The sequence below is a fragment of the Agrobacterium sp. DKPNP3 genome, from assembly GCF_052686535.1.
Window position 1 is genome coordinate 64,839 of sequence record NZ_JBQYSN010000011.1, and the last position, 20,110, is coordinate 84,948.

18 protein-coding genes are annotated in these 20,110 nt (G+C 53.3%); 15 read left to right on the plus strand and 3 right to left on the minus strand.

Going from position 1 to position 20,110, the window contains the following annotated elements; all coding sequences use genetic code 11:
* Nucleotides 1–9 precede the first annotated feature (9 nt).
* The 13 genes from ACUTJJ_RS05310 (at nt 10) to ACUTJJ_RS05370 (ending at nt 13,629) form a co-directional block, all read left to right on the plus strand.
* A complete protein-coding gene (locus ACUTJJ_RS05310) occupies nt 10–1,062 on the plus strand; it encodes a hypothetical protein (RefSeq protein ID WP_445541523.1) in 1,053 nt (350 codons plus the stop codon).
* Nucleotides 1,063–1,102: 40 nt separating this feature from the next.
* Nucleotides 1,103–2,035 carry an SU10 major capsid protein gene (locus ACUTJJ_RS05315; RefSeq protein WP_445541524.1) on the plus strand — a complete coding sequence of 311 codons (933 nt, stop codon included), beginning with the start codon at nt 1,103–1,105 and terminating at the stop codon, nt 2,033–2,035.
* A gap of 86 nt (nt 2,036–2,121) precedes the next feature.
* On the plus strand, nt 2,122–2,466 hold the full coding sequence (locus ACUTJJ_RS05320) for a hypothetical protein (protein WP_445541525.1): 345 nt from the start codon (nt 2,122–2,124) through the stop codon (nt 2,464–2,466).
* A gap of 13 nt (nt 2,467–2,479) precedes the next feature.
* Nucleotides 2,480–3,052 (plus strand): phage adaptor protein, encoded by a 573-nt coding sequence (locus ACUTJJ_RS05325; RefSeq protein WP_445541526.1) that lies wholly within the window; start codon nt 2,480–2,482, stop codon nt 3,050–3,052.
* A complete protein-coding gene (locus ACUTJJ_RS05330; RefSeq protein WP_445541527.1) occupies nt 3,052–4,563 on the plus strand; it encodes a hypothetical protein in 1,512 nt (503 codons plus the stop codon). The genes ACUTJJ_RS05325 and ACUTJJ_RS05330 overlap by 1 nt, the downstream gene beginning before the upstream one ends.
* Nucleotides 4,563–4,862: a hypothetical protein gene (locus ACUTJJ_RS05335; RefSeq protein ID WP_445541528.1), complete on the plus strand. Its 300-nt coding sequence runs from the start codon at nt 4,563–4,565 to the stop codon at nt 4,860–4,862. The genes ACUTJJ_RS05330 and ACUTJJ_RS05335 overlap by 1 nt, the downstream gene beginning before the upstream one ends.
* Before the next feature lie 14 nt (nt 4,863–4,876).
* Entirely contained in the window at nt 4,877–5,302 is a 426-nt protein-coding gene (locus tag ACUTJJ_RS05340; protein WP_445541529.1) for a hypothetical protein, read from the plus strand.
* Between the two features lie 34 nt (nt 5,303–5,336).
* Nucleotides 5,337–6,881: a tail fiber domain-containing protein gene (locus ACUTJJ_RS05345; protein ID WP_445541530.1), complete on the plus strand. Its 1,545-nt coding sequence runs from the start codon at nt 5,337–5,339 to the stop codon at nt 6,879–6,881.
* 2 nt (nt 6,882–6,883) lie between these two features.
* Entirely contained in the window at nt 6,884–8,581 is a 1,698-nt protein-coding gene (locus ACUTJJ_RS05350; RefSeq protein WP_445541531.1) for a hypothetical protein, read from the plus strand.
* Nucleotides 8,582–8,590: 9 nt separating this feature from the next.
* Nucleotides 8,591–9,454 (plus strand): phage tail tip lysozyme, encoded by an 864-nt coding sequence (locus ACUTJJ_RS05355; protein WP_445541532.1) that lies wholly within the window; start codon nt 8,591–8,593, stop codon nt 9,452–9,454.
* Nucleotides 9,454–11,586: a hypothetical protein gene (locus ACUTJJ_RS05360; protein ID WP_445541533.1), complete on the plus strand. Its 2,133-nt coding sequence runs from the start codon at nt 9,454–9,456 to the stop codon at nt 11,584–11,586. The genes ACUTJJ_RS05355 and ACUTJJ_RS05360 overlap by 1 nt, the downstream gene beginning before the upstream one ends.
* A gap of 79 nt (nt 11,587–11,665) precedes the next feature.
* Nucleotides 11,666–12,496: a hypothetical protein gene (locus tag ACUTJJ_RS05365; RefSeq protein WP_445541534.1), complete on the plus strand. Its 831-nt coding sequence runs from the start codon at nt 11,666–11,668 to the stop codon at nt 12,494–12,496.
* Nucleotides 12,496–13,629 (plus strand): hypothetical protein, encoded by a 1,134-nt coding sequence (locus tag ACUTJJ_RS05370; protein ID WP_445541535.1) that lies wholly within the window; start codon nt 12,496–12,498, stop codon nt 13,627–13,629. Before ACUTJJ_RS05365 ends, ACUTJJ_RS05370 begins: the two co-directional genes overlap by 1 nt.
* Nucleotides 13,630–13,816: 187 nt before the next feature.
* On the opposite strand, the gene ACUTJJ_RS05375 is transcribed toward ACUTJJ_RS05370, so the two are convergent.
* Entirely contained in the window at nt 13,817–15,625 is a 1,809-nt protein-coding gene (locus ACUTJJ_RS05375) for a recombinase family protein (RefSeq protein ID WP_445541536.1), read from the minus strand.
* Nucleotides 15,626–15,804: 179 nt separating this feature from the next.
* Between ACUTJJ_RS05375 and ACUTJJ_RS05380 the strand changes: the two genes are divergently transcribed.
* Together ACUTJJ_RS05380 and ACUTJJ_RS05385 are read left to right on the plus strand one after the other, a co-directional pair.
* On the plus strand, nt 15,805–16,923 hold the full coding sequence (locus tag ACUTJJ_RS05380) for a D-alanyl-D-alanine carboxypeptidase family protein (protein WP_186376825.1): 1,119 nt from the start codon (nt 15,805–15,807) through the stop codon (nt 16,921–16,923).
* 193 nt (nt 16,924–17,116) lie between these two features.
* Nucleotides 17,117–18,256, plus strand: coding sequence for a CobW family GTP-binding protein (locus tag ACUTJJ_RS05385; protein ID WP_445541537.1), 1,140 nt, complete (start codon nt 17,117–17,119; stop codon nt 18,254–18,256).
* A gap of 14 nt (nt 18,257–18,270) precedes the next feature.
* Here ACUTJJ_RS05385 and ACUTJJ_RS05390 read toward each other — a convergent pair whose 3' ends face one another.
* On the minus strand, nt 18,271–18,519 hold the full coding sequence (locus ACUTJJ_RS05390) for a sulfurtransferase TusA family protein (protein ID WP_063950107.1): 249 nt from the start codon (nt 18,517–18,519) through the stop codon (nt 18,271–18,273).
* Complete coding sequence (locus tag ACUTJJ_RS05395) at nt 18,516–19,814, minus strand: L,D-transpeptidase family protein (RefSeq protein WP_445541538.1); 1,299 nt, start codon at nt 19,812–19,814, stop codon at nt 18,516–18,518. The genes ACUTJJ_RS05390 and ACUTJJ_RS05395 overlap by 4 nt, the downstream gene beginning before the upstream one ends.
* Nucleotides 19,815–20,110: the final 296 nt, after the last annotated feature.

The following is a 20,110-nucleotide window of genomic DNA, read 5'->3' on the forward strand; positions in this document are numbered from 1 at the left end:
GGAGAACAAATGGATTACGAAACCAATACCCCGGATATCGGGACTGGATATTCAGAAGACCAAGCAACACTTGCAATTTCTTCTATTCTGGACAGAGAACAATCTACACCCGATGAAGCAATAGTAGAAACTGACGAACTACCAGTCGTGAGCGACGATCAAAGCGCCATAGAAGCAGCCGAAGAACAACCTGTACAGGATTCCGAAACTGACCAAGTGGAAGCGGAAGACGTTGTGGCCGACGAAAACGGCGAAGGTGAAGATCAAGCGACCGCACCCAAAATCGATGACTCGTACGAAATCGAAATGGACGGAAACAAGATCAACATTGGAGAACTCAAAAAGGGTTATCTGCGCCAAGACGACTATAGCCGAAAGACGCAAGAAGTGGCGCGTGTTCGTAAAGAACTGAACGCAGAAATTGCGACCGTAAGCCAGCGAAACAGCGGCCAACTTGAACAGATCAAGAAGATTGCCTTCGCTGAAATCAAGGCTGCTGCCGATATCGATTGGGACAAACTGTACAACGAAGACAGATACCTTTTCGCGGAGAAGCAAAAAGAAGTGCAGGAACATGCTGCGCGTGTTGGCCGTATTGTTGCGGACATCGATGCTCATGAATCTGCAAAGCGTGAAGCGCAAGCGAAACTGGACAAAGAGGCATTCGAACAAGGTGTCGAAGAATCTTACCGTTTCATGGCTCAGGAATACCCAGACGTATTCGGCACAAAAGAAACCGCTATCAAGGCGGGAACCGAATTGTTTGGATTCCTCACAAAGCAGATGGGCTTTCCAAGAGAGGAAGTACAGCAGATTGCTGACGGCAAACTTTTGAAGGTCGCATACATGGCAAGTCAGTACGAAAAACTGCTGGCTGAAAAGAATGCGAACCAGCAGAAGATCGTGAAAGCAAAGGCTGCATTACCTCAACAGACGAAGCCTGTAGCGCCAAAGCAGACCAACGCTGGACGACCTTCTGATTATTCCCGCGCACGAGATAGTTTCTTCTCTAATCCAAGCGATCTGGACGCAGCACAAGCATACATCAGTAAACTACTATAACGACCTAAGAAGTCGTTGCCACATAATAAAAAGGATAAAAATGGCGACTCTTTCAACTACATCGGTAACTCACGTTCGCGAAGACCTTGGTGATGTAATCAGCATTATCTCCCCTGAACAGACACCGTTCAAAACCTCCATCGGTAAAACGAAGGCTTCCAATACCTACCACGAAAACTTGCTTGACGAACTTGCTCCTGCGAACAAGGACAACGCTCGTGCAGAGGGCTTTGATGCTCTTGCTGCAAACAACACAGGTCCTAAGCGTGTTGGTAATGCGACACAGATTTTTGCTAAAGAAATGACTGTTCCAAATACGCTTGAGGCAGTTAAGACAGCAGGCACCAACAGTGAACTTTCCCGTCAGATCGCAAAGGCCGGTCGGGAAATCAATCGTGATACTGAGGCGGCTCTAGTTTCTGGCAATGCATCCGTAATCTCCGGTACACGCAAGTTGGCCGGCGCAGAAGCATGGATCAGCACAAACGTCATCGGCGGCGCTGGTCATGTCACACCCGGTTATGCTGGTGGTCTCGTGGCTGCTCCTACAGCGGGTACACCTTGGGAAATCACCGAAGAGAAGTTCAACGAACTTATCGAGAAGATTTTCATGGCTGGCGGCGATCCAGACCTAGTGATTGCACCGCCTTCGCTCAAGCAGGCGATTTCCAAGTTCAACGGTAATGGCACGAAGTTCCAGAATGCAGATTCCAAGGAAATCTTCGCAGGCGTTGATTACTACGTTTCGGACTTTGGCCGTCACAAGATCATTCCACACCGCTTCATGTCGGAGGATTGCGTCATCGCGTTCGACAAGTCCCTTTGGGCTGTTGCAACGCTTCGTAGCGTGAAGAAGACAGAACTTGCGGTTACTGGTGATTCCAGCAAGTACATGCTGACAACAGAAATTACACTAGAGTCCCGCAACGAAGCCGGTAACGGTAAGTTGGCAGACGTGGTCGCAAGTCTGTAATTAATGATGGGGGCTTTGAGCCCCCATTACTTTGCGTAGAAAAACGCTGTTCCGAATAAATATTATAACAACATTCGGGACGGCATATGGACGATATCAATTTTACAATTGGCGATGTGTTTGGAAACCAGACAACACTTGTTTGGGAAGACACAGAAGACGCTACTACTTATTTGCACCGTGAAGGCGACACCATCCGAATTGAACGTCGATGGAAGAACGTAAAGGCAGTTCTAGAGCGCAACGCACGAGAAGCAGCAGCATTCAGCAAAACAAACAAACTAGGTGATTTCGTCAAGTTGGGGACAATCCCGACTGGCCTGTTCTGGCAGTGGCAACGAGAGGGCATCACAGACGACCCAGACGCTCTTGCACGCCGCATGAACGATCCAGACTACGCAAAACTACGCGTCAACAATCTAAAAATCTAAGCGTGGAGAAGCGATGGCAATCACCGATTACAACAGCCTAATTGAAGCCGTAGAGGGATATACGCTCCGCTTTGACATGCCCGTTGGCACGTTCATCGGCCTAGCGGAGTCGAAGTTTCGACCAATCATCAGCCATTACGAGCAGGACAAGACGGTTGTTTTGCCGATTGTCGGCGGCAAGATCACATTACCCGCTGATTTTCTCGAAGCCCACTTCATCCGAGTGAACAACTACGACACACGTCAGATTTCGCTATATGGCGGTGAGCGTTATGCTGATGGGGTCGTGTACACGCAGGTTGGCCGTACATACGAGTTTGATGGCCCCGACGACATTAGCACTGCAAAACTCATCTACCGCGCTGAAATCCCCGCTCTTACAGAGGCTACGCCGACAAACTGGCTGATAGAGAAATTTCCAGAAGTTTATCTGCACGCGGTTCTCGGTCGCGCATATCGCTGGCTCAAAGACATGGAGGGTTTTGCGCTTGAAGAACAGTCATTCCAAGAGGCTGTTGCCCTTATAGCGCTCGACAATATCAAAGGCCGTTCGACCGCGAATGTGACCTCATATGGAGGGCATTAATGGTTATCGATCTTCCCTTGACCAGTTGGCTACCTGACAGCGCCGCGCTGAACAATCCTGGCCTTGTATTGGCGAAAAACTGCACGGCCTCTATTGGCCTCGCAAACGGCCAAGTCACATACAATCCAGTTAATCGCGCTAAATTGTTTTCCAGTGCAGTGCTGCCAGAGCCGCCGTTGGGCGTTTACGTCGGGTCGGACAAACTGAAGACCACGCATGTTTTCGCAGGCACGCAATCGGCCTTGCATAAATTCGATACGTCATCCCGCACGTGGAAGAACGTTTCTCGCAGCAGTTCGGCATACTCGACCACAGCGGAAGAAGCGTGGAATTTCATTCAGTACGGCGGTGCTGCAATCGCGACCAACTACAATGATTATCCACAATTGATGGTCATGGACCTTGGCTTGCGTTTCGACAATCTGACAACGTTGGTTCGCGGTCGTCACATCGCACAGCATCGCGGCTTCGTTCTATTGGCTGACACGTTCGATAGCCTTGACGGCGCGGTTCCTAATCGCGTTCGCTGGTCTGCATTGGATAACCCTTACGCATGGGACTTCTCTGCGAGTTCACAAGCGGATTTCCAAGACGTGCATGACGTAGGAGCGATCAACGGTATTGTAGTCGATGAAGACGTTTGGTTGCTGTGCGAAGACGCGATCATGCGTATGCACTACATTGGCACGCCGTGGATTTACCAGTTCGAAAACGCGATCAATGGCAAAGGCTGCGCGTTCTCAAAGTCGGTCGTTTCGGTCGATGGAGTGACCTATTTTCTCGATGACGACGGCTTCTACAGTTTCCAGAAGGGGCAATTAAAGCCAGTCGGCCTGGGCAAGGTCAACGACACGTTCTTTAAGATGTTCGACACGGCAAACGCATCCCGAATGACAGCGGTTGTCGATCCTAACAAGACACTCATCTACTGGACCTTCGCTAGCGTTGGTTCGATCAATGCGGAGCCAGACACAGTTTTTGCCTACAATTATGTGACCGGCGATTGGACCATGATCGAGGCAACCGTGCCGTTCTTATATCCAGCGAAAACACTCAGTTGGACAATCGACCAACTAGACGTGTTCGGCTCATTTGAGAACGTGCCAGCGTCTTTCGACAGCCCGCTTTGGGCCGGTGGCGGAAGCATCATTTGGGGAATGGATTTCCAAGGTCGTGTTTACACACTCACCGGGGAGCCGTTGGTTGCCGAGTTCAAGACCAAAGAAATGCAACTGACGCAGGGCAGTGGCAAGATGGACGTGGACATGGCGGTTGTTATGGGCGTGCGTCCGATCTTCGAAAACACTGGCACTGCAAGCGTTGCTGTCGGCTCAAAAGACCTACCCAACGGCTTTCTTGAGTTGGGCAATCATGCACCGACGCATCCGAAAACTGGCTGGTCATATCATCGCAAACGCGCCCGCTATCACCAGATCGACCTCAGACTTGACGGTGGTTGGGACAAGGCTTCGGCTTTGCAGATCGATTTCGTTCCATCTGGAGGTCGATAATGCGCCTGAACCCGATCAGCAACATCAGCGACCAGAACAATCTACGCACACTGATCAACATCATTGCGCGTCAGATCAGCGACAACACAGGCACGTTTACGGCTTCGACTGGCACAACAACGACTGTCACGAACAAACAAGTTTCCAGCGGCAGCAAGATTTTCATTACGCCGAGAAGTCAGGCAAGCGCAGATTCACGATGGTTCATTGTCAGCATTGGCAACGGATCGTTCGTCGTCGGCCACACGGCAAGCACAACAGCAAGAGCATTCGATTACATGATTACTGACATCACGTAACAGATTTGAGGTTTATGGATAGGGTCAAGCGTATAGACGATATTGAAGAACTAGTGCCGGAATTGATGAGAATTCGAGACTGGCTACTCCCGGCTCTTGAAGTCGATCCAAGCGGCAAAGACGAGTTCGACATCGTCTGCGAATTGGAAGAGAGACTTGCGTACCTGTATGTCGCAGAGCAGGCTTTTGCGATCATCAGTTTTCATAGAGATGAGGAAAAAGGCGATTTCTGCTGCTACCGATACACAGGTGGCGAAACGCATAAGTCGCTGCAAGTGATCCTAGATCATCAATACATGGTCGAGGCTTGGGCCAGAAAACTCGGCTTCAAATACATGGTTGTATTAGGGCGCAAAGGTTGGGGTCGCGCACTAAAACCATATGGATTTGTGAGAAGTCCGCAAGCCGACAACGAAAACGTGTTCGTCAAAAATTTGTAAAAATCATAATAAAAACAATAATAAGGTGATTTAAATGGGTGGCGCACCAAAAGAAACAAAAACAGTCGTCGAACCTTGGAGCGGTGCTAAAGGCCCACTACTCGACGTTTACAAGCAGTACGGTGAAGCCCTTGCTGCTGGTAAGCCTCAATACTACCAAGGCTCGACAATCGCACAACAGTCACAGGCGACCAAGGACGCGCAAGCGCAGGCTCTTGCAGAGGCTGGCGCTGCGAATGCTAACGGTTATCTCGGCAACGCCGCAGCGGTCACAAACAACATTACGAACACTGGCGGCTCAAACGCGCAGGCAATGGACACGCTCTCCAAATTGCAAGGCGGCGTAAACGTTGGATCGAACCCGACGAATGGCGCACTCGCTGGTCTGCTCGGTGGTCTAGCCGGTGGCAATGCTCCGGGTACTTCGACATACAACGCGCTGCAAACGGGTACTAATCCGGCCGTAGGTGCTGCTGGTGCTGTCTACGGCGCTGCTGCGAACGGGAGTAATCCCGGCTCGTCAAATCTCGCTGCAATGGCATCGGGAGCAGAGCGCGGCAACAATCCATACCTGAACCAGTCGGTTGCCAACGCAACGCAAAGCATCGCTGACCAACTCGGAAAGGTGCAGTTGCCGGGATTGCAAAGTCAGGCCGCAGCGCTTGGCCGTAGCGGCTCAAATGCGTTTGCTAGTCAAGTCAATGACGCCAACACGACAGCGGCCAACGCCATGTCCAAGGTGGCTACCGACATGTACGCAAACCAGTGGAACACTGACACGCAGAACATGCTCGGCGCAAATAATCAGGTTTCGAACAACTACAATTCGGACTTCCAGAACAAACTCAACGCCTCGACCAATCTGGGCAACTCGTATGCGCAGAACGCCAATACGCAGTTGGCAGCAGCCGGTGCGAACGATCAGAATTACCAGAACAAGTTTGCGAACCTCTTGAGTGGTCTTGGTCAAATGTCCAACAACCACAACAACGACGTGTCGAACCAACTTGCAAACGCTAGTCTACAGCAAAGCGCTGCAAACTCGGCAAATGCCGCAAGTGCGCAAACCGCACAAACGCAACTTGCTGCTGCTGGTCAGGCTGGCAACGCATATAACAACACGTTGCTTCCGGCAGAGACGATTGGTGCAGTTGGTGGTCAGCAAGATACCCGCGCGCAAGACGCCCTCAACGCTCTTATCGCGGAGTGGGATTTCAACCAGCAAATGCCGCTACAGCAGTTGGCTAACTACTCCAACATTCTCAACGGCGGCAATTATCAAACGCAGTCGTCGCAGACGACGGGCGGTAGAAATGGCCTGTCGCAAGCGCTTGGTGGCCTAAGCAGCATCGCTGGCCTGTTCACTGCCCTAAGTGACCGCAGAATGAAGGAAAACGTTAAATACTTGGGAGAGGCCCCAAGTGGTCACAAGATTTACGAATACAACTACATCGGTGAGGACCGTAAGTTCGTCGGCCCAATGGCACAGGATATCAAGGAAACTGACCCTGATTGCGTAATTGAACACAACGACAATCTCTTCATCACACACAATGTATTCGAAAGAATGGCAGGGTAATGATGGTAGATTTTCTCGATAAAATGGGCGCTAACGCAAGATCGTGGTTCAATGGGAAGCGCGAACTTACCGAGGAAGAAAAACGCCTTCTAGAAGAACAACGCATTCGTGATGAACAAGCAGCGGCTCAAAATGCCGCTGCAATCGACGCGCAGCGTGCGTCGACAATCTCCGGCGCAGCAAGTGGCAACCCTTTCGGCGGTCCAATGCTGTCTGTGGGAGCCGACCTAGATCCTGACTCTGTATTCGCCCGCGCTCTCACTGGAGCCCCCAATCCGAAGAGCGGCATGATCAACGGCTCATTTCCTCGTGTGGAAGAACCGCTTGAGGTCAAAGAACGAACTGTTGTCGGTCCAACAATGACCGCTTCCGTCGATCCACAGACAACATCAGCGGTTAATCCCGAGTCAGTATTTCCAAAAGCACCGAGCGCACCCGTCACAGAACCGCAGGGCAATGCTTTGTCTGGTTTCTGGGCAAAGTTGGGTGCTGATACCGACGAGAAGCGTCAAGCCGTGGGTATGTCATTAATGAAGGCCGGTGCGGCTATGATGGGCCATAGTTCGTATGATGGCAATTTTTGGGAAGCACTCGGCGCTGGTGTAACAGCCGGAACGGACGGCTATTCCGATACAATCCAGCAGCAGCAGAAAGACAAGATCACCAACGAAAAACTCTCTGCTGTGAAACGCGAGGAAGCCGTGAACGCGGAAGTCGCATCCATCATCAAGGCCAATCCGAATTGGGCTAGCGATCCTGTTCTGCGTAGTCGCATTGCAAGTTTGCAGGCTTCGATTGGTGATCTCACCGCAGCAACGAAGACCACAGACATTGCCAGCAACAAGCCTTACCAGTTCGACAAAACGTATTTCGACGCACAGGGCAATCAGTGGACGCAACGCAATAATCCGAATACCGGCTCTGTAGAGTACGTCAATGCAGCAGGCGAACGTTACGACCCGCAGAAGCACGGCCAATTGAGCCTGGAGTTTGCAAAGCGTGGTCAACGCGATTTCAAAAACGATCCAGTCGATCAGGCCGACCGCAAGGGCGAAGCAGCGCAGATCACAGCAGGGCAACGTTCAACGCGCAACATCACTCTCGCAGACGACATTGAAGACGCCGCTGAGATCCTTGAAGGTGGTATTGCTCCGGGAACTGGTGGCTTCAACGAGACGATGAAGCGCGTCGATTCGTACTTGGGCGGTACTGACGTTCTCAAGGGTAGCACTCGTGAGAAAATCGAATATTTGACACAGCAGCAGTTGGCGCAGGAAATCGAGACAATGCGCGGTCTAGGTCCAATGACGGATAAGGACTTGGACATGCTTCGCGGTCGTATTCTCTCCGGCAACCTTTCGCCTGAAGGCTTGCGCAGCATCGCACAGGAAATGCGCTTCATTCAGCGTTACGCGGGCGCGAAAACACGCGAATGGAATGCTTATCGTCGTGCAAATCCAGATGCGCCGTTCTTCGAATGGTCTGATCAGTACGATGTGACGAACTACAACAATTTCAAATCCGACAAGATCAACGGGCTGTCTGTTCGTGCTTACGAAGCGGAAAAGACGCGCCGTGAAAATGGTGGCGATCCTGCGCGGGTAGCACCAACAAACAATCTGCGTGAGGGACAGACAGGAAAGACCAAAGATGGTCGTCGTGTCGTTGTTCGCAATGGTCGTTGGGTTCCGTTTAACTGAGGGGAAGCAATGGCGCCAAGACTGAACAACAACGCATATTATTCATACAATTATCTACGTAAGAATTACGGACTAAACGATCATCAAGCAGCCGGTATCGTCGGCAACTTGATGGCTGAATCTTCATTCAACACAAGGGCCCGCAATCGTGGCGATGGCAGGGATGGCAGTGATTCCATCGGCATTGGTCAGTGGAATGGTGATCGAGCAAGAAACCTGCATTCGTTTGCTGCCAATCGCGGCACAACGGTTGATAACCTCGATACGCAGTTGGATTTCTACATGCACGAGGCAAACGGTTCAGAACGCCGTGCCGGTGACATGATCCGCAATGCACAGGACGTTAAGGCGGCGACAACGGGCGCTATCGCTTACGAGCGTCCAGCGGGCTTTTCATGGGACAATCCAACGGGCGGGCATAACTATGCGCTGCGCTTGTCGTATGCGAATGAGGTCATGGGCAATCCAAACCCAGACGCGACAGCACCAACACAAGTTGCTTCTGCTGAACCTGCACAAGCCCCGGCAAGCGCTGAGAAGGGACCAATGTTCCCCGGCCTTACGAACGCTATGACGAGCATGGGTGAAGCAATCGGCATTACCGGCTCCGGCAAAGACGGCGACCCTGTAAAGTTCATGGGTATGGAACTTGAAGGCGACAACGGATTGCAGTCGCATTTGACCGGCTTGGCAAAAGCATTCGGCGGTGATGAGCAGCAGCAAGCGGCTCCTGTTGTGATGGGTTCCGGCTCAAACGCTCCCGTTCAAGTCTCCTTCGATATCGCCAGCAGCGTGCCGAGTGTTGAGGACGAGAAGCGCAAGCGCATAGGTGGTCTAGGTGGATTTGGTGGGTTCACCAGTAGGAGAGTATAATGGCTTTGCGCCCAACAAAAAGAAAAGACGAGCGCGTAAACAGCATCATGTTCGGTGGCGTTGATCCTGTAGCGATCAACCCGGACGACGTTGTAATCGATCCAGCCGATGTCATCGTTGATGAGGTCGAAATAAATCCAGATGATGTCGTGATCGATGATGTTGTGCCTGATCTTGAAGGCATCAATCGTGAAGTTCCAGCCAGCGTTCGTTTTGAATTATCTGGCCTTGAAAGCCCGCAAGACAAACTAACTGCGCTTCGCAAGCACTTCCCGGATGCTCAAGCCGTTGGCGACAACTTCCTTATGACTGACCCGGAAACAGGTCAGCAGATGGTGTTCAATATCGAAGGTTGGATGCCATCGTGGGGCGATCTCACAGAGTTTGCACCGGAAGCACTAGGTATTGCCGGCGGTATGGGTGGCGCGGCTATCGCTGGTACTCTTGGTACCGCTCTAAGTCCTGTTGGCACGTTCGCTGCTGGTTCTGCCGGTGGTGGTGTAGGATATGCGGCGGCCAAGAATACTGCGCAGTCTTACATCAACGATTGGTATGGAAACACTGACACACGTAGCCTTGAGGATCAGGCCCTTGGTGTTGCTGGCGACGTGGCAATCGGTGCAGCCGGTGAAGGTGCAGGCCGTCTGGTTGCCGCTGGTGCGCGTGCCGTGGGTAAGCCGATTATTGATAAAGCCAGTGATGCTTTGTTTGGAATCAAAGCCCGCGTACTCGGTGGCACTGCTGATGACACAGCAGCAGCGGCGCAACGCCTTGCAGTGTTTGATGATCTAGGTGTTTCTCCAACGCCAGGCATGATTGCGCGTGGCGATACAGGTCTTCGTGAATTGGCCGCTTCTCGCACTCCCGGCCACACACAAGACGGTGTTCGTCGCGTTGAGGACCAACTAACAAACCAATGGGATAACGCGCTCGGTGGGCAATCTGGTGCGAATGCGCCATCACGCGGCGAGACAGGTCAGGTCATCAAAGACAGCGTAGAGCAATTCAGCAAGGATGCTTATGCGCAGACAAACCGCATGTACGATGAAGTTGGCGAACTTGCGGGCAGCACACCAGTGACAGGTGCAGCCGTTAAGGAGCATCTTGCAAAGATCAGCACTCGTTTCGACAGGGCAGGCACTTCCGAGAAATTAAACCTCGGCAAGACCTACGAGGGCGTGTTGGGTCAGACACGAGCGATTGTTGACGACATCAACAAAGGTGCGTCCTTCACCACGGTAAAAGAGGCCCGTACAGCGATCAACGCGCTCGCTCGTGATGCAGGAACACCAGCCGAAAAACGCATGTATGAGGAACTATCTTCGGCTCTCACCCGTGACATGGAAGATGCTGCTATCCGTAGCGGCGATGATGTTCTGGCTAAATGGAAAGCAGCAGATGCTCGTTACAAGCGCGTGATGAGCGACGACGATGTAATCTCGCGCCGAGCGATGGGCGAGATTCTAAACAAGGAATCTACTGAATCCGTCTACAATCTCGTGCAGTCGAGTACGAAAAACTCCACAGCGAAAATCACCCGCATCTTGGAGCAGGTTAAGGCCGGTGGCGGTGAAGCCGCAGCGCAGGAAGTGTTTCGCGGTGTCTTTGGTCGGTTAGGCATGAACAGCAAGGGTGTGTTCTCGGCTTCGACGCTCGTTCGTGACTGGAACAAGATGGCCCCCGAAGCACGCGACGCTTTCATGAATGTTGCCGGTGGTTCGCAGTTGAAGAACCAGATGAATCGACTTGCAAAAGCGTTTGCCGAGTTCGACGCTTACCAGACACAAAGGGGTCGTTTCACGCAAGGACTGGCACGAACAGTTGGCGCAAATGTTGAGCGTAGCGTGGGCAAACTTGGCACTGTTGGAGCCGTTGCACACACAGCCGCAACAGGCAATCCAGTCGGCCTTGCAACGCTTGGCATCTACAAGTTTGCGAACTTCGCGTTGGGCAAGAGCAAAGAAAGCATGTTCCACAACAGGCAGTTTGTTGAATGGCTTGCTGGTCTGCCACGCGCAACAAATCCGCAGCGCGAGATTTCGAAATTGCGGAAGATCGCAGACACCGTTGCTGGTCAAACAGTTCGCGCACAAATCCGAGATTATATCTCGCAACTCGAAAATGAATTTTAAAAATAACAAGGGAATAGAAGCGTGATCCGCTTAAATACCGAGTGCCAACAATACGATAAGAATAAGAAACAGGTATTATATGGTAGACATTTCACACTCCTCGTGGACCGAACGAGACGCAGATAACAATTCACCAAGCCCTAATGGCATCCAGACCGGATATGCGCCTACGACAGTCGGCCCCATTCTTTGGGCAACGAAAGGCGCGATCAAGCGTGAACGCAATCGCATCAACGCATTTTACACAGCGACCGGATCCGCAGCAGCACTGGTTCTGACGCTGCAAGTTGCGCCGGACGGCTTGAACAAGGGTGATCGATACGCCTTCTTTTCATCGCAGACGAACACCGGAGCGATGACGCTCAACATCAACGGTCTTGGTGCGAAGGCAATTCTGCAACAGGATGGTGCCGCGCTTAAAGCGGGCCAAATCGTTGCGAACACTGCGACCACAGTCATTTACGATGGCACGGCGTTTCGACTTGAAAACTACGTTAGCAATCCGAAATTCACAGGCACCCTCACAGTAGACGCTGTGGAAGCGACCACGTTTACGGGCGCGCATGTTGGCAACGGTAGCGCCCTCACTAATCTCAACGCTTCGCAGTTAACCGGCACAATTGCAGATGACCGTTTGCCGGTGACGATGATCGGCAAGACCTTTTCCAGTGCGGTGACAGTTAACGGAGCGCTTACAGCGACGACGCTAGTGGGTAATGGTGCGTCAGTGACAAATGTGAATGCTGTCACGCTCGCGGGATACACGCCAGCGACATTGCCAGTTTCGACAGCGGTTCAGACCACGATCAATGGTCTTGGCAACGCTTCAACGAAGAACTTTTTCTACGGCACAGCAGCCCCGGCTTCGAACTTTGGCGCTGATGGCGATGTTTATTTTAGGTACGAATAATGGGTGACACATACGTTCGAGTATCAGGCGTAGCGCGCAAGGTTGCCGACGCTTATCGCAAAGTCGGCGGCGTTTGGGTGCCAGCAACAGAACTTCACACTGTCGTTCCAGCGCTCAAGCAGTCTAGACAGGTGTTCAATGCAGAAGTGATCGTATCGGCGCAGGCCACTGGCTTGCAGAACATCAGGGACATTTTTAACACAGCACAAACCGGGCTTTGGGCGTCGACAAAGCGCAAGCGTCTGTTGGTCAATCAGTCTCGCGGTCCGCTGCTGATCGATTCCGACTTCGGTGGAGAACTTACTATCGAGGTTGTCGCTGGGGGTATTATATCCGGTAACGGTGGCGCTGGATCAAACTCACTTGGGATTGCTGGTGCAGCCGGTGGTGCTGCAATCAATGTTGCCTCCAGCGTCACTAGAAAAGCACTGCTTATTAACAATGGCATCATTCGTGGCGGTGGTGGTGGCGGTGGTAAGGGCGGGACCGGCGGTCAAGGCGGTGGTGGTGCGTATGGTTACACTGCTCAAGAAGGCCCAGCCTACGACCAAAATTCGTATAGGTTTGCGCTGACTTATTATTATAACAACTACAATGGGGCAGTTTCTTACGTCGGCGGTGACGTATATTGGGGCGGCGGTCTAATTGGCGGCGTAGGCGAAAATCAAACGGCGATCGGTAACGTTGGTTTTACGTACTACAGACACTCTTTCGTCACTTCACGGCTTCTCGGCCAAGATTCAAACGGCTCATACACCCAATCTCTATTTCAGGTTTATCGCCAATGGACCGCTATGGCCTATACAAGCGGGGGCGCGGGTGGCGCAGGCGGCAATGGTGGCCGTGGCATCGGATGGGACGGCGCTAGAGCAAACGGCGCTGGTGGCGCTGGTGGTGCAGCAGGGGGTCAAAACGCTGGTACTGGTGGCACAGGTGGTGTTGGCGGCAACGGCGGTGATTGGGGCGCGGCAGCGTCTAACGCAGCGGTCGGTAACACGGGTGGAGCCGGTAACAACGGTGGCGGTGCTGGTGGGGGTGCAGGAAGCGCTTCTGGGGCAGGTGGCCGCGCAGTGTTAGGTTATTCACGTTTGCACTACGAAGGCTCGGGTTCGCTAATCGGCGGGACAGTATGAGTTTGCCAGTGCTGGCTGATCAATATCGGGGGCTCAGGGGACGGAAACGATAACTTTGGCCAGTTGGACACAAAAGGGACCAAAGTGATTAGCCAGCACTGGCTTGTCACGTTACCGGTGAGGGCTCGATGACCGTCATCGCGATGTGATGACAGTCGAATAAGGTTCTAAATGCAAATTTGTTCCGCTACTTCGCCCTATCATTGACCAATACATCAGCAATTTTTCTACGCTCCACAACGTCCTCGAAATGATCGAAACCGCTGATGTTTATGAACGGATCGATGCTCGGTCCTCGTGATATGATCTCACGCGCATTTTCAAAGTCTGGCTTGCCGTTCTCGTCACGCTCAGCAAACAGCACAGGGCGTCCTTGCTTATCGATTTCAGGTACGAGGTCGTATTGATTTATAATGTTGCCCTTGCGGTCGAACATGTAGCCACGAAGCCCACCTGCGATGCCAACCATCACTGTTTTTTCTTCGAAGTTGATCGACATGGCTGAAATGAAACGCTTGAGCAGTCTCGCTACTCGTGCGCGGCTCTCGTAAACTACGTCTGGATCGTCAGAGGTCCACTTTAAGCGCTCCTGTTCCATACGTTCCGCAGCACTCGTCATTTCCTTGCGATGCGTATCTAGTGTCGCAAGTTCTTCGTTCAACTCGCGAATCCTAGCGTTTGCCTGCTCTCGTTCTTGTCGAACCGGCTTGAGGCGGGCCATGATGTTTTTGCGATCTTCGTCGTCATCGGCCATTTCGATAAACGCCATCAGATTATCGTACTGCCGCGCTGCCTTCTTGGCATTTTGCTCAGTTAATTCGATTGCTTTCAGAATTTGGTCACGGCTTTTATCGTCAGTACCTCCACGCTCAAAATCTGGATCGAGGATCGTCAGGTGCTTGAATATTGCCTCTTCCAGAACATCGTATCGATACAGGCCGCTGGATTTTTCACATGTGCCGGTTCGCGAAAAATTATCGCAATACAGGTAGTGCTTTTTCCCGCCAGTGCGCAGACGAAGCGAACTCCCACAGTGCTGGCAAGTAATCTGGCCTGAAAAGAGATTGGTGATGCGATTGCCCTTGTGACGCCCACGGCCAAACGAGATGCGAAGACCTCTTTGCACACGCCAGAACAGTTCTTCACTTACGACAGCCGGATAGTAGTTTTTGATCGGCTCTCCAAATGGTCGTCTTTCACCTTCAATGACATGCGTTGGCTGGTACGTTCCAATACAGACTTCATCGCGAATTATCCTGCCAACGTTTGCCTGAAACCACTGCCCCTTTCCTCGGAACGTTGGCACACCCTCGCGATTGAGCCGCTGCGCAATCGTCACCTGGCCTATACCGCTGTCGGCAAGTTCGAAGATGCGTTGAACGGCAGCAGCATGGCTGTTCAGTTTGAACTCCCATTTTTCATGACCGACTTTCACCGCCTCGATCCAGCCATTTGTCATAGGATGAAAGCGACCGATTCCGTTGGCGGCATTAGTGCGTCGGTTCTCCGCAACTGCCCTGAGTCGTTTGCTCTTTGTCTCGCTCTCTTCGTGAGCGCGGGCCATAACAGTTAAGGAGATAATCAGTTGGGTGAAATTTGCATCCACTGTCGCTTTGGAATAGACTTGATTGTCCGCAAGAGTAACGATCACAATGTCAGAGTTGATCAACTCCATGAACGGCACAAGAGCCGTTCTGACCTGTTGGCGGCTGATACGGTCGAGGCTTTCAACGAGTAGATAACTGCCTGCTTTGATCTTCCCCTGTTTCGCTGCGTCTAGAAACTGGCCAAAACGACCTTCGGTTAAGTTGGCGCCAGTCCAAGCGCTGACGCCCTTATCCGCGAAAGTTGTTTCCTCATCCAGTCGGAGGCCATGTCGTTCCGCATACTGCTTGGAGAGTTCAAGTTGCCGCCGCAGGCTGTCGCCTTTGATTTGGCGCTTCGAACTCATACGAATGTACGAGTACGCGACAGGCCGTAGATCAATTTCACTCATTCCCAAACCTTTCCTCTTGCACGACGCCACGCACTGAGGCTTATGTTCCTTTGAGCATCATCACTATGCGCGAAACGTTTAGGAATGTTGTAAAATTAGCAATGCGTTTTGCCATTGCTAGGACATATATGGTGAATATTGCCATTCCCCGACTGAAGACGGGAATTCGAGGACTAGCCTTGCCACAGACTTTCAAATCGCCAACCGCCGCCCGCCGGCTTTCCGCAGCCATTGCCATCATCACCGCAGGCGTCGTCGCTGCTGCCCCTGTGGCCAATGCCAATCCGAAAATGGTGATCGATGTCAAAACCGGTAAGGTGATCTCGCATCAGGAAGCCTTCCGCAAATGGTATCCCGCGTCGCTGACCAAGCTGATGACCGCCTATATCGCATTCTCGCAGATGAAGGCCGGCAAGATCAGCCCGCAAACCGAAGTGGTGATGAGCAAGAAGGCCGCGGACCAGCCCGCCTCCAAGATGTATTTCAAGCCTGGCCAGAAGCTGACGATGGACAGCGCGCTCAAGCTGCTGCTGATCAAGTCCGCCAACGACATTGCGGTTGCGATTGCCGAGACCATCGGCGGCAACACTGATAACTTCGTAGCGCAGATGAATGCGCAGGCGCAACGCCTCGGCATGAATTCCACGCATTACGTGAACCCCAACGGCCTGCCAGGCAAAGGCCAGTACACGACGGCCCGCGACCTCGCGCTGCTGGCCCTGATCATCAAACGCGAATTCCCCGAATATGCCCATTATTTCTCGCTTGAGGGCGTTACCACGGGCAAGAAGAATTACGCCAATTTCAACATGCTCGTCGGTCGCTTCGATGGTGCCGATGGCATGAAGACCGGCTTTATCTGCGCTTCCGGGTTCAACCAGGTGGCATCGGCCGTGCGCAACGGCCGCTCCATCATCACCGTGGTGCTGGGGGCCGATAGTCTGGCGGGTCGTACCGATCAGTCGGCCGATCTTTTGCAGATGGGCCTGACGTCTCCTTCCGGTCAGGGTGTTTCGCTTGCCTCGCTTGCCCCCTATGGTGATACCGCCGAGGTCAACGATATCAGCGCCGAAATCTGCAACCCGAAGGCGGCCAAAATCCGCAGTGAGGGACGCGACGAAGCAGGCCGCATGGTCATCCATTCGCCCTATGTGCAGGAAATGACCCGCCCGCCGGAATATTCCTTCGCCGGTCTTATACCGGGCAGCGAGACGGTCGCGGTTAATGCGCCCAAAGGCGCGGCCGCAAAGGGGCAGTTGGCGAACGTCCCGATCCCGATCCCAAGGCCCACATTCTGACGGACGGGCGAAGGCGCCGGCACAGGTCTGTCGGCTACCATGCCATTTGGCTATTCGCAGGTCGATCATGTTATGATATTACAGTGTCGCTTGCGGCTGCCAGCCTCGGGCGATTTGTTTTAGCTTTACGCCGTTGCGGGTTTTGCGTCCTGAACTGACGTCCCCAAAGCGGCAATCAACATATAGGCCAGACATGTCTCGCGATCGTATCCCGGTCTCCATTATCACCGGATTTCTCGGCGCCGGAAAATCGACTCTGCTCAATCGGCTCCTCAAGGATCCTGACATGAGCGACGCGGCGATCATCATCAATGAATTCGGCGATGTCAGCATCGATCACATGCTGGTCGAAAGCGCGGGCGAGGGCATCATAGAACTGGCGGAAGGATGCCTTTGCTGCACCGTGCGCGGTGAGCTGGTGGACACGCTGGCGGAACTGATGGACGGTATCCAGACCGGCAAGCTGAAGCCGGTGACGCGTGTGGTCATCGAAACGACCGGCCTTGCCGATCCTGCTCCCGTCATGCAGTCGGTCATGGGTAACCCGGTCATTGCGCAAAATTTCGTGCTTGTTGGCATGGTCACTGTGGTGGATGCCGTGAACGGCCTCTCCACGCTCGACAATCATCAGGAAGCTGTAAAACAGGTGGCTGTGGCCGATCGTCTGGTGGTGACCAAACGTGCGCTGGCCGGTGACGCCGCGATTGCGGCATTGACGACCCGCCTACAGGCGCTCAATCCGCGCGCGATAATCGAGGACGGCGACAAAACCGACTGGAGCGCAGCTGGTCTGCTCGATAATGGCCTTTACGATGCCGGCAGCAAGACCGCCGATGTTAGCCGTTGGCTAGGCGAAGAGGCGCTGCACGATCACCACCACCATGATCATGCCCACGACCATCATCATCATCATGACCACGATGATCACCATCATGGCCACGACGTGAACCGCCACGATGCATCCATTCGTTCCTTTTCCATCATTCACGACGAGCCGATAAGCCCAATGGCCATCGACATGTTCGTGGATTTGCTGCGCTCGGCGCATGGTGAAAAGCTTCTGCGCATGAAGGCGATTGTGAAGCTCACGGACAATCCGGGCAGGCCATTGGTGCTCCATGGCGTGCAGACGATTTTTCACGCGCCGGAGCGTCTTTCCGCCTGGCCGGACCCCGCCGATCAGCGCACGCGCATGGTGCTGATTACGAAGGATTTGCCGGAGGCTTTCGTCAAGGACCTCTTCGCTGCCTTTGCCAGCGCTCCGGGTATCGATCGCCCCGACGGGCAGGCGCTGACGGATAATCCTTTGGCGATATCGGGCTTCCGGTTTTAGGTCGCGCGACCGCGTCAAAAGGCGTCCTGCCCGCCCTTCACAATCCGAAACCGATGGCCCTTATCCAGCGCCGTCGTCTCCACCAGACGATGCCCATCCTCATTGCACATATGCGCAATATCGATCACCGCCAAAGGATCGGTCGTCTCGACGGTGAGAACATCCCCCGTTTTCAGCGTTGCGAGCTTCTTGCGGCTTCTCAAAACCGGAAGGGGGCATTTAAGCCCCCTCAAATCATAGACGATATCGTTCGTCGCGGTCATTCCTTGGCCCAGAACTTCCAGAACGGCTTCTTTTCGGGTGCTTCCGGCGCCGGGGCACCCGAATAGGCAAGTGGGTTCAAGGCTGGCACCGGAACGCTCTGGGCAGAAGCGCCAGTCTGGCCGGCTGCTGCAGGCGTAGCCGAGGCAACCATTGTCGGGGCAGCAGGGGCGGGATTCGATTGCGGCGCCGTGGCCGGTTGGGTAGCGGAAGGACGAGGGCCACGCAGCGCCGAGGCGGTTGCGGTGGTCGCTGGCGAAGACGACGTCACCTGCTGCGCCTTCTTCTCCATCAGCGCGGCATATTCCGTTTCCTTCATCAACTTGCCGGCCTTCAGCGCCGAGCCGGTCGGGGCATAGGCGGGTTCGCGGCCTTTGCGCTTTTCCGCCACCAGCGCCTTGCGCTCGGCTTCGCTCGGGTCGTACCAAGCCATGCCTTCATATTTCTTCATCGCCTTTTCATAGGCGAGATCGTAGGTCTTCTCATAGCTCGAAAGCGCGCTCACGAGCGCGGGCGGTGTGCTCATTGGCGGGCACTGGGCCGATGCGTTGAAGCTGCCGCCTTCGGTTTGCTGGTTGAAGACGTATTTCTTCTCGCAGACATTCACTTCGGGCGGACGTTTGGTGACTTCGAAATTGTCGTAGCCGACCTTCAGCATCTTCCAGAATTCGAGGTGCTCGCTCTTGCGATGACGGGCCATGTTTTCCGCCGTCATGCGGAAAGGAAATGCCTGCAGCTGAACCGTCTTCTGGCCGCCCTTGAAGGCATCGCGGGCAAAACCGTAGATTTCCAGAATCTGCGCATCCGTCATCGAATAGCAGCCTGACGATGAGCAGGCGCCGTGGATCATCAGATTGGTGCCGTTGCGGCCATTGGCAGCGTCGTAGCGGTTCGGGAAGCCGGTATTGATGGCGAGATAATATTTCGAATTCGGGTTCAGATGCGCGGGGGTGAGGTTGTAGAAACCTTCGGGCGCCTGCCGGTCGCCTTCTTTTACCTTGGGGCCGAGTTTTCCAGACCATGCACAGATTTGGTATTCGGCAATCTTGTCAAAACGGTTGTCGCGCTTGGCCTTCCAGATTTCGAGCGCACCTTCTTCCTTGAAGATGCGGATCATGATCGGCGATGTGCGGTCCATGCCCTTCTTGTCGATCTCGGCCAGAATGGACGGAGACAGTGGGTAATCGACCTTGTTCTTGATGTGCGACACATCCCGCTCGACGGTTTCGAGCGTGTCGTTGCATCCGGCAAGAACGAGCGCGGTACAGGCAAGAAGTGCAAAATGTGTCAAACGCATGATCTGATCCGAAAGACGATGGCACGAATTGACGGCAGTTCTATACCGTTCCGTGTGCAATTTAAATACGGTATTAACCGTTTACATCTTCTTAACTGAAATCGGATCCGCCCCCGCGGCCGCCGATCCATCTTTTGATGTGACCGGACTATGGCCGAGTTGGGGCGATAGCAGCGGAAATTAAGGCCGGAGTCAAATTGTTCTGGCTTCCCTTCGAGCCGCCAAAACAATCTGACTCTTTCTATAGACGCATTTTCCGGACGTAAAACCGCTGTGCACTTTTACTGGAAATGGTC

What these genes read in the sequence shown, in the direction of transcription:
- ACUTJJ_RS05310 (WP_445541523.1), top strand. Translation starts at nt 10, where the DNA reads ATGGATTACGAAACCAATACCCCGGATATCGGGACTGGATATTCAGAA.
- ACUTJJ_RS05315 (WP_445541524.1), top strand. Translation starts at nt 1,103, where the DNA reads ATGGCGACTCTTTCAACTACATCGGTAACTCACGTTCGCGAAGACCTT.
- ACUTJJ_RS05320 (WP_445541525.1), top strand. Translation starts at nt 2,122, where the DNA reads ATGGACGATATCAATTTTACAATTGGCGATGTGTTTGGAAACCAGACA.
- ACUTJJ_RS05325 (WP_445541526.1), top strand. Translation starts at nt 2,480, where the DNA reads ATGGCAATCACCGATTACAACAGCCTAATTGAAGCCGTAGAGGGATAT.
- ACUTJJ_RS05330 (WP_445541527.1), top strand. Translation starts at nt 3,052, where the DNA reads ATGGTTATCGATCTTCCCTTGACCAGTTGGCTACCTGACAGCGCCGCG.
- ACUTJJ_RS05335 (WP_445541528.1), top strand. Translation starts at nt 4,563, where the DNA reads ATGCGCCTGAACCCGATCAGCAACATCAGCGACCAGAACAATCTACGC.
- ACUTJJ_RS05340 (WP_445541529.1), top strand. Translation starts at nt 4,877, where the DNA reads ATGGATAGGGTCAAGCGTATAGACGATATTGAAGAACTAGTGCCGGAA.
- ACUTJJ_RS05345 (WP_445541530.1), top strand. Translation starts at nt 5,337, where the DNA reads ATGGGTGGCGCACCAAAAGAAACAAAAACAGTCGTCGAACCTTGGAGC.
- ACUTJJ_RS05350 (WP_445541531.1), top strand. Translation starts at nt 6,884, where the DNA reads ATGGTAGATTTTCTCGATAAAATGGGCGCTAACGCAAGATCGTGGTTC.
- ACUTJJ_RS05355 (WP_445541532.1), top strand. Translation starts at nt 8,591, where the DNA reads ATGGCGCCAAGACTGAACAACAACGCATATTATTCATACAATTATCTA.
- ACUTJJ_RS05360 (WP_445541533.1), top strand. Translation starts at nt 9,454, where the DNA reads ATGGCTTTGCGCCCAACAAAAAGAAAAGACGAGCGCGTAAACAGCATC.
- ACUTJJ_RS05365 (WP_445541534.1), top strand. Translation starts at nt 11,666, where the DNA reads ATGGTAGACATTTCACACTCCTCGTGGACCGAACGAGACGCAGATAAC.
- ACUTJJ_RS05370 (WP_445541535.1), top strand. Translation starts at nt 12,496, where the DNA reads ATGGGTGACACATACGTTCGAGTATCAGGCGTAGCGCGCAAGGTTGCC.
- ACUTJJ_RS05375 (WP_445541536.1), bottom strand. Translation starts at nt 15,625, where the DNA reads ATGAGTGAAATTGATCTACGGCCTGTCGCGTACTCGTACATTCGTATG.
- ACUTJJ_RS05385 (WP_445541537.1), top strand. Translation starts at nt 17,117, where the DNA reads ATGTCTCGCGATCGTATCCCGGTCTCCATTATCACCGGATTTCTCGGC.
- ACUTJJ_RS05390 (WP_063950107.1), bottom strand. Translation starts at nt 18,519, where the DNA reads ATGACCGCGACGAACGATATCGTCTATGATTTGAGGGGGCTTAAATGC.
- ACUTJJ_RS05395 (WP_445541538.1), bottom strand. Translation starts at nt 19,814, where the DNA reads ATGCGTTTGACACATTTTGCACTTCTTGCCTGTACCGCGCTCGTTCTT.